This window comes from Leptolyngbya sp. FACHB-541, assembly GCF_014695875.1.
GTDB lineage: Bacteria > Cyanobacteriota > Cyanobacteriia > Elainellales > Elainellaceae > JAAUTN01.
Genome location: NZ_JACJPC010000148.1, coordinates 61,761 through 77,124 on the forward strand (window position 1 = coordinate 61,761; position 15,364 = coordinate 77,124).

Here is a 15,364-nt window from a genome sequence, read left to right on the forward strand (position 1 = left end):
CGAATAGCCTCACATTCAGAATCAGTCAGTTTCTACAATGGCAAGACTTGGTAACTCTTCTACAGACAAGCCAGGGTGATCTTCCACCTATTACATCAGGGTGATCTACCCGCTCAAGCAAATCCATTTGCCTGACCGTCCTGAGTAAGCGATATGATAGCTGCATTACTACCGTGCGCACCTGTTGCACTCAATTAGCTGAACCGAAACGATGGCCCGACTCGATCCCTATACCCTACAGATGCAAATCACCCGCATGTTTGAGCAGGGTCAATCGTTTTTTGCCACAACCAAGGTGCAAGACTGGCTGCGAGAGCGCAACGAAGATCCAGCCGACTACGATATTTTGTTTCACCAACAGCCTGCCCCTCCTAGCTCAGGATTGGTGATGGTCGTGGAAATTGAACTGCAGCGGCGCGATGGGCAATCCGTTGATGCTTGGCTCCAGGAAGAAGTCAATCGTTACGGCTAAGCCTCAAAGTTCCATTCCTGACTACCGATTTTGATTACATTGCCGGACATCAACCAGCGTGGCTGATGGGCAGTAAGCCGTTGTCCATCAATAAAGGTGCCGTTAGAACTGCCCAAATCAATTAGTTGGTAGAGAATAGCTCCTTCATTGTTCTGACGCACGATTTGAGCGTGATTGCGCGAACACAGCGGATCGTCTAGAACCAGGCTGTTCGCAGGTTCTCGCCCGATTGTGAAGGTAGCCGTTGGAAGCGGAATGCTCTGACCCGATGTGACGTGAACCAGACGGGCGAGCGCCCCATCATCGGGGGCTAACATCGTTGCAGGCAGCGGCACCTTTTTAGCCGGAGGCAGATTAGCCGATGGGGTCGTTTGCCCCTGCAGCAAAACTGCCGTTTGCTCAAGCGCCGCATCCGGCAATGGAATCGCTGCCTCGCCAGTTTGTCCTACGCGACCGGAAACGATATTCACCTGCTGAATCGGTGCTGCGGGGTGGGTCAAGCCAGCAATTTGTGCCTTTAGGGCTGCCTCGTGTTCGGCTTCCTGCCGAGCACTCATGCCCTCAACCTGCCGAATAATGCCACGAGACTGCGGGAAGTTAATGTCACTCACCCGCACGTCGTCCAGGTTGAAGCCCAACAGGTAAAACGTGTCAATGTTCTCTAGCAAATATTGCCGAATCAAGACTCTGCCCTGATTGGTTAATTGATCAACCCGCAGTTGCCCCACCACGACCCCCAAGCAGTCTTTGACTGCGCTAGTCAGGGTCGCAAGCGGGTCGGATAGTTCCAGAGCAACCCGTTTGGGGTCGATCACCTGATACATCACGTTGAGTGAAATATTTACCAAAAACTGGTCTTGTGACAGAAAGTCCCCCTGCGATCGCACCTCCAGGTTACGGACTTTGCTGTCCACCAAGATTAACTGACACTGCTCAATCCAGGGCAGCGCAAAGCTAAAATGTCTCCCTGGCTCCAGCTTTCGCACTAGTTGCCCATTTTTGACCAGCAGTCCTGCATAGCCTGCATTAATAAAGTCCATGCTCCAGCCCGCCCAGCGTTCTGGGGTTAACGTTTTAATCAGCGGTGAAGAGGAATTGGACATGGAACAGTCGCCACAAAAGAATGCAAGAAAGGGTAAGCAGGTTGGAATGATTCCACTATAAGGGCGATCCTAAAAATGGCAATTCTTGGAGCGATCGCCCTTCCTACTCTTTACTTCAAGCCTAACAGAGCTTTTTTCAGGCTTTGCTACTTGCTTCTGTGAAGAATTTTTTGCGAAGAATCTTATTACTACATTGGTGCGAGATCGAGCGAGATGATGTCATTGGCAATCTCCTCCATTCGTTCTGCATCCTGCTTAGTAGTTGACGGGTAGCTTGCTACTTGCTCAAGCTGAGGGTTTGAAGAGGCAGTGGCGATCGGCTGTAGTACTTCTTCCCTGGCTGCTGATGGAGTTGCAGCAACTTGTTGATGCATTTCAATTGCTTTGGCGATCGCCTGCATCCGTCGAGCCTGGTCACTGGTTACTCCATGAGTCGTATTGCCTAAACCGGGGGCATTCCAGCGATTTGTATCTGGATCTAAGAAAGAACGAGTCCGCGCCCACAGCACTGCATCCGAGCCGCGCAAGCCTACATCATGTGCCTCTTTCAGCCGATCTATGTAGCCACCTCGACTGAGTGCGGCACGGGGAGACTGATTTGCTAGATCAATCCCATTCAGTTCCTCTTCCAGCGTTAGGGTAATTCCTCGTTCCAGTGCTGCTCGTCTGAGGGTCTGAGCCTGCCCTCTGAGCCGCTCAAGCTGCTTTCGGTCAGCTTCATCAGGAGAATTTGCTCCATGCTGATACGAGAAAGTACCCAAGTTCCAAACTCCGTTGCCCGGATCGACATGTCCCTGGAAAGCCCAGGTTCTGCCACCGTCGGGGGTTCGTGTGCCCTCGGCGCTGCCAACCGCTTTTGCCACAATTGAGTTGGAGCCGTTCTGGAAGAGTGCGTCTAGGGAGGAGGTTGGGGGTTGGGGGTTGGGGGTTGGGGTTGCTTGACCGCCTTGTCCAGAGGGTGAAGCTTGTACTTGTGTAGGTGATGGCGTGGGGCTAGACGCTGTGGAGTTCAGCTCGAAGCTAAGTGCGGTTGGCTCAGCAGCGGCTTGAGTGGAAGGTTTGGGCTGGCGAACGGGAGCTTGGGCGACAGAAGGTTGGGCAGGTTTGGGAGTAGGGGTTGCAGCAGCAGGAGTGGGTGCTGTTTCAAATTGAATAGGTTCGGGTTCAACTGATTCGGGTTGAATTTCGGTGGGTTGAACTTTGGGCTCGACAGGTTCAGGTTGAACTTCCGGTTGAGTGGGTTGGGGCGATCGCTCCGTCACATACACCTCTGGTGGCGGTGGCGGTAATTCTGCTATTGCCTTGGAAGTGTCTGCGACTCCAACAGGAACATGAGTTGCTTGCGTCGGAATCTGGAGTGGTTTGACTTGAGGTGCTGCTTGAGAAGTTGGAGTCGGCTTTGGAGGCTGAGCCAGCGGAGCAGAGGCAGGGGAACTGGCTGCGACCGGGGCAAGGTCAAAGCTGATTTCAACCGATTCAGGGCTAGCAGCACTGGCATCAGGCGAAACTCCCAGGACAGCGGCGATCGCTAACAGTGCTAACGCCATCAGGCGCACCACATACAGGTGAAAGTTGTTCATTGGGGCTTCTCGCTATTTCAAAGTGCGTTCAAGAACATCAGTAGACGGTTCGACCATTGCCCATTTGCCATCGGGCTGTCGGCGCAAAGCAGCAAACTGGAGAAATTTAGCAGAAGCGATCGCCTCTCCCTGCTCTACCTGACCCAACTTAGGACGGCGCACTCCGCACAGCCTGAGCAGATAAGCCGGAACCTCTGGGCTAGAAAACACCACACAATCATCTCGGTGGGGTTCAACCTTGCCAGCGAATGGGGCATACACCTTACTGCCATCTAGCGCAATTGACACGTCTCCTAAGCCACCTAAGATGCGGTGTCCAGCGATTTCACTACCGGGTTGAAGCTGCCAATTCTGCTGGATCTGAAGCACACGTGGCGCAACGTTACTAGGTTTAGTACAACCCGCACCGACTAGCAGCAGCACCGAAAGCAACACCCTACTGCTGAAACACAAACGAGTAGCCCGCATACTCCTCCCCCTCATACAGAACGACAAACCAGGTCTGCGGATCGAATGCCAGAGGATAAGCTTCTCGCTTGGCCGTTACACCCTCGCGAATTTCTACGTCAGGCAATGTGCAATAGGGTTCGCTGACAATTTCGCGCACCGTTGATTTACTGTCTCGCTCCGACACGTTCAGCAGGCGAGCTAACTCATCTCTTGACAACACCGACTGAGACTGCACAATTTCCTGACAGACATCTGGATCAGGTGGCGGCTGAAACACAGTCCGTAAATCCACTAGTACACCGACGATCGCCAGCATTGAGCCTCCCGCCAAGAGGTACTTCACTGGACGGCGGGGTCTGCGCTTGCGGGGGGGACGCTGATTCATCGTTCTGACTCCTTGGGGAGTGGGAGGGAATGAAGGAGAGGAGTAGGGACGACGCGATCGGGTTGACATGCTTTGCGGCTCCTGAGCGAAGGTGTAATTGGGTGGCTAACCAGGGTAAAGCTGTACCCTGCATGTCCCTCAATCTGCAAGCCAGAATTGATTGACTGACCGTCGCGCTAAAAATCTAAGGACCGCTAAAATGCTTAAAGTTGCAAATCTGTCAGCCTTAAAACTTTTAGATGAAGCGGTTGAGCAGCGGACTATAGGGTACTGGTAGATAGGTTTTGTAGTGTACTAGTAGTACAACAGTAATATTTATTTAGTACAAGTGTACTATAAAACTAAAGTCAGATGACAGCCTCTCTTGACGAAAAATTTGTAAAACCCTGTTCGGAAATCCGATCGCCTGAAATAATGCTTTGAGAACTTACGCAAGCAGCCGAAATGCAGGATCAAGCACAAATCAATCGAGGCTGGAATTGGGCGACGATTCAACAGCGGCTCAGTCCGTATCTATTTTTGTTGCCTGCTCTCATCGTTCTGGCGCTGACCGTCTTTTATCCTGCTCTGCAAGCGTTTTATCTCAGCTTTACGCTCTATGGATATGACGTAACCCAGCCACCTCAGTGGATTGGATTAGAAAACTTTCAGCGGTTGCTGGGCGATCGCCTCTTCTGGCAAACCCTTGGCAATACTGTTCTCTACCTGGTTGGCGTGGTGCCAATTTTGGTGATTGTGCCATTGCTCTTAGCAATTTTGGTCAACCAGGCGCTACCGGGGGTTCGCTGGTTTCGGGCAGCTTACTATACGCCTGTCGTAATCTCAATGGTCGTCGCTGGCATTGCCTGGAGATGGCTTTATGCAGAAACCGGCTTGATCAACCAACTGCTGCGATCGCTTCACCTAACCTCTGACGGCATCCCCTGGCTCACCAGTCCTAACTTTGCCCTATTTAGCGTCATGGCAGTCACCGTCTGGAAAGGCTTGGGCTATTACATGGTGATTTATCTAGCAGGGCTACAGGCAATTCCGGCGGATTTATACGAAGCAGGGGCGATCGACGGCTCCGACGGCTGGCTCAAACACTGGGACATCACCGTACCGCTGATGAAACCCTACCTGTTTCTGGTTGCCATCATTTCCGCTATTTCTGCCACCAAAGTGTTTGAAGAAATTTACATCATGACTCAGGGTGGACCCAGAAACAGCTCGAAAACGATCGTCTACTATGTCTACGATCTTGCCTTCCAGGACTTAGAGAGAAGCTACGCCTGCACCATTGGTCTAGTTCTATTTCTAATCATCCTGAGTCTCTCATTTCTGAGACTACTGCTTACCCGCCAAACTTCTATTCATTGAACAATTTAGTTGACTGACAGGTCTGCTCATGTATTAGCATTTTCGTTAGTCCGCTGAATTGGCTTCCAAAGCTGAAAATCTTCAACAGCAGGGGTTTCGCTTTGTGTTGCCTGTTCTACAGGTCTCCTAGTTTCACTTCAGGGAGCATCTACTGCTGTTCTAACAGAATGCCTAAGAAGTAGCTAATGTCTTGTGTAAGGCCGAAGCAGTCGCTAGGCGATCGCCTGAAATCATGAGAAAACTTTGCCTGACTGCTTCGCCCCTACGAGTATCTTGGACAAATTGAGATTTTTTAGACATCTTCTAATATATATTCCTAATCTCTTTGACTGTTTATCTCTTTAACTAGAAAAATAGTTAATCAACAATTAAGCAATTATTTTTTGTCATTCAGCAATAGACTGATTAAACTTAACACCATGCCTAACGACGGCTTTTGGCTCTATTTGTAAGATATTGCACGTGATAGACCGCTGTGTGTAGCAGCAAGTCTATCGTCTAACCTGCCGGAATGTGGCAGTAGAAGATCCATCAAGTTACTCTGGTTGATGCGCGGAACGATGCGAAAAGCAAAATTTGTGCGAGTTGGATTTAGCTTAGGTTTGGCAACATTAACTGCCATTAGCAATCCATTGTTGAGGTTGAGCCTGATAGGAATTGGGGCAATCGCTCCTTTCTCTGCCATTGCTCCCGCAGAAGCAGCCACATTAACCAACTGGCAGTTTGACCCTAACACCCGTGAGCTTCGAGTTACAGTGCCAGAGGGCACCACTCCCCGCTACTTTTTGTTGGCAGAGCCCCCCCGGATTGTCCTAGATTTGCCCAATACTCAGATTGGGGCTGTACCAGAGCAGCAAGTGTTTAATGGGGCAGTGCGTCAAATTCGAGTGGGTCAGTTTCAACCTGGGCTAACGCGAATTGTGATTGAACTGGTTGCAGATGTCGAGTTTGCTCCAGGACAGGTGGAGCTGCGTCAAGAAGGCGATCGCTGGGTACTACGTCCCTTGTTAACCGATGGAGCCGCCGCACCGGATGTTGCAACTGCCCCTGTCCAACCTGCTCCCGTTCAGCCGCCACAACTGGAGGTGGAAGCATCCGATGCTGAGACAACAGAAGTCATTCCTGAGACACCTGCACCAGAAGCGACGGCGATCGCCCCTTCTCCAGCACCCCAACCAGAGACAGCAGCAGAATTGGGGAACGACTTGCCTCAGCTTAATCCTGCTCCCGTCGTTCCTGACACGTCACCTAATATTTCCGATGCCAATTCTGATGTCTCAGAGGTAATTCCAGAAACGGATTCGGCGGTAACTTCCGAATCTGAGACAACGGCGGATGTAGTTCCAGAGGAACAATCAGCAGAGTTACTATCAGCAGATTCACCATCGGCAAACTTACCGCCTTTGGAACCGGGGGCACTGGAAATTCCAGTTGAGCCTGCTTCAGAAGTACCGGAAACCCTGGAATTGATGCCTCCCACCAATGAACCAGAACCCAATGCCGCATCCGTTGCTGAGCAGGTCGAGCCTGAGGAGAGTGAACGGAATTTGCCTGCTGAGCCACCAGAAAATTTAGCAAATCCTAGTGACGTAGTCACTGAACCTACTTCTCAAGATGCTCAGGACGGTGAAGTTAGTTCTGAAGGAGATGAGGCGATCGCGCTAGAAGCTGAAGAACCTATCAACGAAGCAGTTTCACCGACACTAGAACTTCCGTCAGCAGCAAGCTCACCTCAAACTGAAATTGACCAACCTGAAGCTCAACCCTCACCAGCCCAGAGCGCTGAAGCTGAGCAAAACTTTGCAGTGCCACTGCAAGAGGAACCCGAAGCACGGGAAGAGACTGTGACGCTTGAGCCAGAAGCGCAGACGGAAGAGGCGATCGCACCGGAACCCGAAATGCAGGCAGAATCAGAGCTGATTGCTTTAGAGTCGGACGAGCAAGCACCAGAGGCGATCGCACCAGCCCCACAAATTCCTAGAGCATTACCTCCAGCAACTTTTTCGACTAGCCCGTCGGTTACAGTTGCGGTGCCGCCCCTCAGCCAAGCGCCAAGCAATCCAACCGTTGTGGAACCTCCCGGAAATACGCCTGTCGCTCCGTCTCAATCGCCGCCACCAGCCGCCCTCCCCCCAGCGACCTTCTCGCCCAATCCAACGAGTCAAGTTAGTGTTCCACCCGTATCCACAATTCCCAGCCCAACTGCGGCTGCGCCAACATCCCCTGCCCCGTCAGAAGATGAAATTGAATTTGGGCGGCCCATATCTAGGCAACCTGACAGTCCGCCACCTTCTCCAACCTCAACCGCAATTGCACCCCAGGACAATTCGCCAGAAAATGAGTTACCGGAGAATGATTTACCTGACCAAAATGTGTTCTCTGACCAAAACGTGGCAGTTGCTCCCACTTCGCCTAACATCTTGCTGCCTTCAGGGACGACACTGAGTTTGCGCTATCCGGGAGAAACCAGTTTACCTCTGGAGTCAGGTGTGCCACGTCAAGAGGTGCTGTTGCTCGATCAGCCTGTTCTCGATCGCAACGGCAACCTGATTGCAGAAGCGGGGACTCAGGTAATCGGACGGTTTGAAACGGGCAGTCAGGGCAGCCAATTTATTGCGCAAGCAATTGCCTTACAGGGGCAGAACGTTTTGCTAGAGGCAGAATCAGCAACGTTAGCGGGCGATCGCGAAGTTTCTGAAGATAGTTTGCTGCAAAATTCTGCCTTGGGTGCCTTGGCACTAACTGTGCTAGGTGGCTTCACTGGAATCGGGCTACTAGGTGGACTTGCGGCGGGTGCGACTGCGACCTATTTAACTGCTCCTCAGCCAGCCATCATTCAGCCCAACCAGATCGTAGAAGTACGTCTGACCGAAGATCTGCCCCGACCATAAACCTGACGCACAGCACAGCTTAAAAAAAAGAGAGGTAGGACGAAGTCCTACCTCTCTTTTTACTAACTAGGTGACTGGCACTATTGCTAGAACTGCATAGCTAGAACCGCTGGGATTCTGGTGGAGCGCTTCCACCTCCGGGCTGGTCAAGGAACAGGTTCTTGGCGCTGTCATTTTGGTAGATGCAGTCAATCTTGGGTTCTCTGCCATTCCCCTCAATGCTGCCAGTGAAGCCAAAGGTGTTCATCCGATTCTTACACTCGCGTACTTGCTGAGGTGAAATCAGATTGTTTCGCTCCAAAACTGCCCAGTTGTTATTGCGAAGCACACAACCTGGCTGCATCGATGGCTGAGAGATATAGACATTAAACGGGCTAAGCGTCACAAACGCCCGCATATCCATCGTCACCGCACTCGCACCGTATTGAACGCAGATCTCAGCGTTGGGCGCACTTCTATCAATAAATTCGCGAGAGGCGACGTTTTCTGGAGTGAAGTTTGCAGTCGAACTAATCGCGACACCGATACCAACTCCCAGGATGAAAATTCCTGCCAGAATTGCCATCGTTGTAGCATTCAAAGCTGCCATGATGGGCGATCGTCCCGAAGATTCCTGGGGTCTGTCCTGATACCGATCCTGGGGCGCACGGGCTGGGGGTCTGGGAGGTGATTTTGTCTTACGTCTCATAGCAACTTGGGTTCACAACGGTTTAGAGAGTAGTTCGTAACTCAATTGCGGACTTAGCAACCGACCATTAAATCAGGAGATTATATATCGAGTTTGTTTACTTAAAAACTAAAGCTACACAGATTTCTACCTCTACTAGTCTAGCTTAAGCTTTATTCCACTCGTTCTGCCAATCTCCAGTCCCTAAGCTCTGATTCCCAAATATTTATCGGCTGTCCGGCAAGAAGTGCAAAAATAAGAAAAAACTCATTATCGTTTTTATTGGGTCGCAATCGTGACTTCTCAACCCCCGCTCCAGTTGGGTAGAACCTATAAGGTTTCTTTACTTCGCAGCATTTTGACAGATAGCTTCACCGTCTTTTGGGGAGACTGGCTTGACTTGCGGGTTCGCATCCTTCAGGTTGCGGCTTCAGGATTAATTTCTCCTTTGATCTACATCCTGGCATTTGGGCTGGGCTTAGGTAGTGCCCTAGACGCAGCCATGGAGCCTCCAGTCGGTGACAATTATCTCCAGTTTATTTTGCCGGGGATGGTAGCACTGTCATCCATGACCATTAGTTTTGGTGGCACAACCTTCTCAATCTGTGGCGAACGCCTCTACAGCAAAACCTTTGAAGAAATTCTGCTGCTGCCCGTTCATCCGCTAGCGCTATTTCTAGGAAAAATGCTGGCAGGCGTAGTGCGAGGTTTAATGACTTCTGCGTCTGTAATCCTGATTGCTATCCTGTTTACGGGGCAGTTAAGTTTTCTCAATCCGCTGTTTTTGCTGCTGCTAGTCCTAAACTGCTCTGTCTTTGCAGGACTGGGTGTCATTGTTGGGCTAAACGTCAAGTCTTTGGAAGGCGTTGGTTTACTCAACAATTTCTTGATTGTGCCAATGTCCTTTTTGGGTGCTACATTTTTTGATCCGACTACCTTGCCACTGGTACTCAAAGCGGTCGTTTACTGCCTGCCGCTAACCTATACCAGCATAGGACTACGAGCGGCTGCCTATCTGCCCATTTCGCAGTTTCCCTGGTACAGTATTCCGGTGCTGTTGCTGATTGCGATCGCCCTCTCTGCGATTGGTGCTTACCAGTTTGCCCATCAGCAAGATTAAGGGGCTAGCCCCTCTCCACCCCAAATTCTCAACTCCTAATCCCCAATTCCAAATGTCTTCTGACGAAATTCGCGCTGCCCGACTCGAAAAAGTTGCACAACTGCGGCAATTAGGCTTTGATCCCTACGCTTATCAATGGGAATCGACTCACCATGCGGCTGACCTTCAAGAAAAATATGCTGACCTAGCCAGCGGTGAAGAGGTCGATGTAGAAGTGGCGATCGCCGGGCGCATTCTGGCGCGGCGCGTCTTTGGCAAACTTGCCTTCTTTACACTGCAAGACGAAACAGGCGCGATTCAGCTTTACCTGGATAAAACCAGAATCCAGGAAAGCATGGCGGAGCGTGATCCCGATGCATTCAATCACGTTAAGCAGCTTACGGACGTAGGCGATATTCTGGGTGTTCGTGGCACGATCAAGCGCACTGAGAAGGGAGAATTGTCTGTTTATGTCAAGCAGTACGCGATTCTGACCAAATCCCTGTTGCCCTTGCCGGATAAGTGGCATGGACTCACCGACGTTGCCAAGCGCTATCGTCAACGCTACGTTGACCTGATTGTTAACCCAGAGGTACGGACAACTTTTCGTCGTCGTGCCTTAACTACAGCCGCAATTCGTCGCTACTTAGATCAGCACGGCTTCATCGAAATTGAAACTCCCGTTCTCCAGGCAGAAGCAGGCGGGGCAGAAGCTCGTCCCTTCATCACCTACCACAACACCTTGGAGATGGATCTGTATCTGCGAATCGCGACAGAGCTGCACCTGAAGCGGCTGATCGTGGGCGGATTCGAGCGCGTATTTGAACTGGGGCGAATTTTTCGTAACGAGGGCGTTTCAACTCGCCACAACCCAGAGTTTACGACGCTGGAGGTGTATCAGGCTTACGCCGACTACCGCGACATCATGGCGCTGGTTGAAGGGCTGATTACGACTGCTGCTCAAGATGTTCTAGGAACGCTGCAAATTACTTATCAAGGACAGGCGATCGATCTAACTCCGCCTTGGCGCAGAGCCACAATGCATGACCTTGTGCAAGAGCAGACGGGAATTGACTTCAGCCAATTCAAAACGCTTGACGAAGCAAAAACAGCAGCTAAAGCAGCAGGCTTGGTTGATTTAGACAAATGTGCCAGCGTTGGACACGTTCTGAATGAAGCGTTTGAGCAAAAAGTAGAAGGGCAACTGACCCAACCGACCTTTGTGTTGGAATATCCGGTAGAAATTTCGCCCTTGGCAAAACCCCATCGTGATAAACCTGGTTTGGTAGAAAGGTTTGAACTGTTTGTAGTCGGACGTGAAACGGCAAATGGCTTCTCTGAGTTGACTGACCCAATCGACCAACGAGAACGATTTGAAGCCCAAGCTGCCCGTAAAGCTGCCGGAGATCTGGAAGCTCCCGGTGTAGACGAAGATTTCCTCACTGCCTTGGAATATGGAATGCCGCCTACAGGGGGCGTGGGAATTGGCATCGATCGCCTGGTGATGCTGCTCTGTGACTGCGCCAGCATTCGTGATGCGATCGCCTTCCCCCTACTCAAACCCGAAAAGCCTGACGAAGAAGAAACCTAGCGTAATTCCGGGAGTGGTTTATCAAGAACCGCTATGACGACTATTAGGACATTCAACGCTTTTCTAATTTTCTTTGTCTAGAGGGCTGTGTACTATGAGTATGAATTGACGAGTGCGATCGCCCGTCCATTTTGTAATCGCAGTAGGTATCTCAAGCATGACCGCAGCCACCCCAGTCTCCTCAACCGCTCCTGCTTTTTGCGAGGGAATTCAGTATTTTGCCGACACTTTGCCCCAGTTTGACACGTATGGCAAAACGCCAGCGATCGCCGCTGATCAAAGTGCGATCGCTGATCCCACTGATCCCGCTGCTGTCTATCAAACGCTGCTGGCTGCCGATGCACTGCGCTACATGATTTTGCAAGTGACGGCTAGCAAAGCCTCTGGACATCCTGGTGGATTTGCCAGTCAGGTTGAAGCCTATGCCGCCTTGGTCATGCTTGGCTACAAAAACATCCTTACAGAAGTCGGACATCACGCCCCCGGTTTCTACAGCGCCATGTTTATCGATCGCTCCCTTGAAGACATGGGGATCAGCACTGTGCAGCAATTGCGCGATCGCTTCCGAGAACAGCACGGTTTGCTAGGACATTTGTCTGGCTTCATTCCTGGCATTCTCGCGCCTGCTGGTCCACTAGGGCAGGGACAGCACTTTGCCATGTCAGCCGCCTTGCTGCACCGTGACAAGCTTTTCCCCTTCACTGTAGGCGATGGTGGCTTGGGCGAACCCTACGTCATGAGTTCGATGGCACACTTCCACACTGCCTACCCTGACGTAACCAACTTTCTGCCCGTCCTCGTGTGGAATGGCTATTCCCAGGAACACCACAGCATGGTGTCTACCCAGTCCAACGAACGGATGACAGCCTACTGGCACGGCAACGGCTTTGAGGAGATCGTGCTAGTTGACGCAAAAGACTTTGACGACCAGAATCAGCCTGGAGACTATGTAGACAGCACGGCTTTCTCCTTTGAGCGCCGATTGGCATTTACCCAAGCCGTACTACAAGCCGCGGACAAAGCGGCTCGTGCAGCACTGGGCGGCAAACTAACCGTCTTCATCATCAAGCAGCTTAAGGGTGCGGGCGTTCATGCTCGTGGCTCCAAATCCCATAACCTCTATGCCCATCACACCTTGGAAAATGCGGACGTAATCGCCGCGCTCAAAGCCCGTGCCCTGACTCCCGCCGCCTGGGAACTGGTACGCACCAACGCTGAACGGGCAGGCAGTGGTCCCGCTGCGAAAACGTCCGTTACGGAATCCGTCTTACCGATCCCTGAGCTGGGCGAACTGCCGTTAGAAGAATTTCCGGTTGGTGGCGACAATCAGGTTTCTACCACCGCAATGGGTCGCCTGGTTGGAACGGTGGGAGAACGCGATCGCCAATTTGTCGTCACCAACGCAGACGGCAATGAAGCTTCTGGCATCGGCAATATTAACCAGGCGCTAAAGGTAATTCACCCTACAACTGACCCGCTCTACAACCAGGGTCCCAACGGGCAGGTGTATGAACCGCTGAGCGAAGATGCCTGTGCAGGTTTGGCAGCAGGACTGGCCCTGATGGGTGGGCGATCGCTCTGGTGTTCCTACGAATCTTTTGCGATCAATGGCTTACCGATCTGGCAGACCGTCACTCAGGCAATGGCAGAATTGCGTCGCCCCACGCCTTCTACCGTCACCCTATTCACCGCTGGCGCACTAGAACAAGGACGCAACGGCTGGACCCATCAGCGCCCCGAAATCGAAGCTTACTTTGCTGGAATGATGCGAAACGGCAACGTTTTTCCGCTGTTTCCTCCGGATGCCAACAGCATCCAAGTTTGCTACGATTGGGCACTGTCCATCCAAAACAAGGGAATTGTGATTACTGCCAGCAAGTCTCCGCTGCCAATTCGCACAACCTTTAAGCAGACTCAGCAGGCGTTGAGAGACGGAGCGATCGCCCTCCAGGAAACCAGCGGCAGCAAAACTGTCGTGCTTGCCGTAATCGGCGACATGACTCTGATCCCCGCTCTTGAAGCTGCCGACCAACTTCAAAGTCAGGGCATCGGTGTTCGCGTCGTCTCAATCGTTAGTCCCCGTCGTCTCTACCGTCCCAGCGATGTTGCCTGGGATATTTGCTCCGAGCCAGACGGCGATTTCCTGGACGATGCTAAATTTGAGGCGCTGTTTGGCGGCGACGCACTAATCGGCATCACAGGTGGAGCCAGCGGCATGTTAGAGCCAATCATGCTCCGCAGCACTGCCAAGCGGGACACCTTTGCCTGGAAGCGCGGCGAAACCACTGCAACCGCTGCCCAACTGATGGAATTCAACGGCATCACTGCTGCTGCCCTAACCCAGCGTGCTTTGAAATTGGTGCAGTAAGGCCACGCATAGTCTTTGAGTTGGAGCGATCGCAATTCCAGCGATGAACTAGCTAAATTGACAATCAGGCTCAGGAAAAAAACAGCGGACAGTTCAATTTCTCTATGAAATTGAACTGTCCGCTGACTCTGCTTCTACTTCCAGGTCAATTTCTGCGTAAACGCTAGAAAACTCTCTGGGATCGGAGGCAACATTGCGATCGCCCTGCTCCAGCCGGATTGCCAACACTTTTCCCTGTCCTTGGGAGATGATGTACTCCTCGATCGCCCGCTTAATGTCTTTCTCTTGCAGAATAATCTTAGTTTCCATCCTGTTTAACCCCGTTAAACTTGGCAGCTTTGCTGCATCTGGAGATAAGTTTGTGTCTGGTGATTGGTCTGTTACAGACTCATTCGTTCCTGAAATCAGCAACGCCAGCTTGACTATATGATGTAGTTGATTCTTTGGCAGAAGGGTATTCCTCAAAAGGCTGAGTTCTGCATAAATTCATTATCTGCTTTGAGATTGCTGTGAAACTCACTCAAACTGCTGTGGGGCGATCGCTCCTTTTAGGATTGGTTACGCTGGTCGTGATTTTAGGGTTAAGCGGAGGGGCGATCGCCAGAATCGTTCCGTGGAATTCGATTGATTCTCCAACCCTGATCAGTCAGGCAACCCAGAACAGCAGCACCTCAGCCGAATCGGGTAATTCGCCCGTGATGTTGCGAGGGATGCTGCTGCCAGAGCCACCCTTTCCAGAGCCAATTTTGCCAGGAGCAACGGCTTCGCCATCGGGCTATGTTCCTCGTCAGGAGAGCGCTCCAGCGCATCCTACGAACTATGGCGAACGGTTTGCTCAAGATTCAGACGGCAGGCTCGTCTCCAACGACCTGATCGTCGTCATTCACGAAACCGTTGGGTCTGCCTCCAGCGCCATCAACACCTTCCAAACGCCGCACCCCCGAGACGAAGATCAGGTTAGCTATCACTCCCTCATCAAGCGAGACGGCACCGTCATTTACATCGTGCCACCGGAATTGCGAGCTTTTGGGGCAGGCAGTTCCGTATTTGAAGGTCCAAACGGACCAGAGACGGTGAGAACTAACCCTGCCTTTGCCTCTTCTGTCAACAACTTCGCCTATCACACCTCACTAGAATCGCCTAACGACGGACGCAGCAACAGCAGCAGACACAGCGGCTACACCGAAGCGCAGTATCAGTCGCTTGCCTGGGTGGTCGCCCAAACCCACGTTCCCGATAATAGAATTACTACCCATCGAGCCGTCGATCGCTCAGGCACTCGTCGCGATCCCCGCAGCTTTAACTCGCAGAGATTTATAGAGTTGCTGCATACGTATTCGAGGTAGGAATTGGGAGTTAGGGGTTGGAGGAGATGGGAAGTGGATGGGATGATGGAACG

General features: G+C 51.7%; 14 protein-coding genes. 7 read left to right on the forward strand and 7 right to left on the reverse strand.

The window, feature by feature from the left end; all coding sequences use genetic code 11:
• Positions 1-211 precede the first annotated feature (211 nt).
• Complete coding sequence (locus H6G00_RS33105; protein WP_190645019.1) at positions 212-472, forward strand: hypothetical protein; 261 nt, start codon at positions 212-214, stop codon at positions 470-472.
• Here the strand turns inward: H6G00_RS33105 and H6G00_RS33110 are convergent.
• The 4 genes from H6G00_RS33110 to H6G00_RS33125 all read right to left on the reverse strand — a co-directional run bounded on the left by H6G00_RS33110 (position 469) and on the right by H6G00_RS33125 (position 3,990).
• A complete protein-coding gene (locus tag H6G00_RS33110) occupies positions 469-1,575 on the reverse strand; it encodes an FHA domain-containing protein (protein WP_190645018.1) in 1,107 nt (368 codons plus the stop codon). The two genes, H6G00_RS33105 and H6G00_RS33110, sit on opposite strands and share 4 nt — an antisense overlap.
• A 188-nt stretch (positions 1,576-1,763) precedes the next feature.
• The gene (locus H6G00_RS33115) at positions 1,764-3,155 is read right to left on the reverse strand and encodes a hypothetical protein (protein ID WP_190799985.1); all 1,392 of its coding nucleotides are present in this window, start codon (positions 3,153-3,155) and stop codon (positions 1,764-1,766) included.
• A gap of 12 nt (positions 3,156-3,167) precedes the next feature.
• Positions 3,168-3,623 (reverse strand): hypothetical protein, encoded by a 456-nt coding sequence (locus H6G00_RS33120; protein WP_199318860.1) that lies wholly within the window; start codon positions 3,621-3,623, stop codon positions 3,168-3,170.
• Complete coding sequence (locus H6G00_RS33125; protein ID WP_190645090.1) at positions 3,592-3,990, reverse strand: hypothetical protein; 399 nt, start codon at positions 3,988-3,990, stop codon at positions 3,592-3,594. Before H6G00_RS33125 ends, H6G00_RS33120 begins: the two co-directional genes overlap by 32 nt.
• 444 nt (positions 3,991-4,434) lie before the next feature.
• Between H6G00_RS33125 and H6G00_RS33130 the strand changes: the two genes are divergently transcribed.
• Positions 4,435-5,349: a sugar ABC transporter permease gene (locus tag H6G00_RS33130; RefSeq protein WP_190799986.1), complete on the forward strand. Its 915-nt coding sequence runs from the start codon at positions 4,435-4,437 to the stop codon at positions 5,347-5,349.
• 171 nt (positions 5,350-5,520) lie between these two features.
• Here H6G00_RS33130 and H6G00_RS36430 read toward each other — a convergent pair whose 3' ends face one another.
• A complete protein-coding gene (locus tag H6G00_RS36430) occupies positions 5,521-5,649 on the reverse strand; it encodes a hypothetical protein (protein ID WP_277882024.1) in 129 nt (42 codons plus the stop codon).
• A gap of 260 nt (positions 5,650-5,909) precedes the next feature.
• Here H6G00_RS36430 and H6G00_RS33135 point away from each other — a divergent pair, with 260 nt between their 5' ends.
• Positions 5,910-8,240: an AMIN domain-containing protein gene (locus H6G00_RS33135; RefSeq protein ID WP_190799987.1), complete on the forward strand. Its 2,331-nt coding sequence runs from the start codon at positions 5,910-5,912 to the stop codon at positions 8,238-8,240.
• Between the two features lie 100 nt (positions 8,241-8,340).
• Here H6G00_RS33135 and H6G00_RS33140 read toward each other — a convergent pair whose 3' ends face one another.
• On the reverse strand, positions 8,341-8,829 hold the full coding sequence (locus tag H6G00_RS33140; protein WP_347278261.1) for a DUF3172 domain-containing protein: 489 nt from the start codon (positions 8,827-8,829) through the stop codon (positions 8,341-8,343).
• A 373-nt stretch (positions 8,830-9,202) separates the two neighbouring features.
• Between H6G00_RS33140 and H6G00_RS33145 the strand changes: the two genes are divergently transcribed.
• From H6G00_RS33145 to H6G00_RS33155, 3 genes are all read left to right on the forward strand, one after another.
• On the forward strand, positions 9,203-10,027 hold the full coding sequence (locus tag H6G00_RS33145) for an ABC transporter permease (protein WP_190799989.1): 825 nt from the start codon (positions 9,203-9,205) through the stop codon (positions 10,025-10,027).
• Positions 10,028-10,079: 52 nt separating this feature from the next.
• Positions 10,080-11,597 (forward strand): lysine--tRNA ligase, encoded by a 1,518-nt coding sequence (lysS, locus tag H6G00_RS33150; protein WP_190799990.1) that lies wholly within the window; start codon positions 10,080-10,082, stop codon positions 11,595-11,597.
• A gap of 157 nt (positions 11,598-11,754) precedes the next feature.
• The gene (locus H6G00_RS33155; protein WP_190799991.1) at positions 11,755-13,965 is read left to right on the forward strand and encodes a phosphoketolase; all 2,211 of its coding nucleotides are present in this window, start codon (positions 11,755-11,757) and stop codon (positions 13,963-13,965) included.
• A gap of 102 nt (positions 13,966-14,067) precedes the next feature.
• Here the strand turns inward: H6G00_RS33155 and H6G00_RS33160 are convergent, their stop codons facing one another.
• Entirely contained in the window at positions 14,068-14,274 is a 207-nt protein-coding gene (locus tag H6G00_RS33160) for a hypothetical protein (RefSeq protein WP_190645009.1), read from the reverse strand.
• A 200-nt stretch (positions 14,275-14,474) separates the two neighbouring features.
• Between H6G00_RS33160 and H6G00_RS33165 the strand changes: the two genes are divergently transcribed.
• Positions 14,475-15,311, forward strand: a complete 837-nt coding sequence (locus H6G00_RS33165) for a peptidoglycan recognition family protein (protein WP_347278257.1) — start codon at positions 14,475-14,477, stop codon at positions 15,309-15,311.
• The last annotated feature ends 53 nt before the right edge of the window (positions 15,312-15,364 follow it).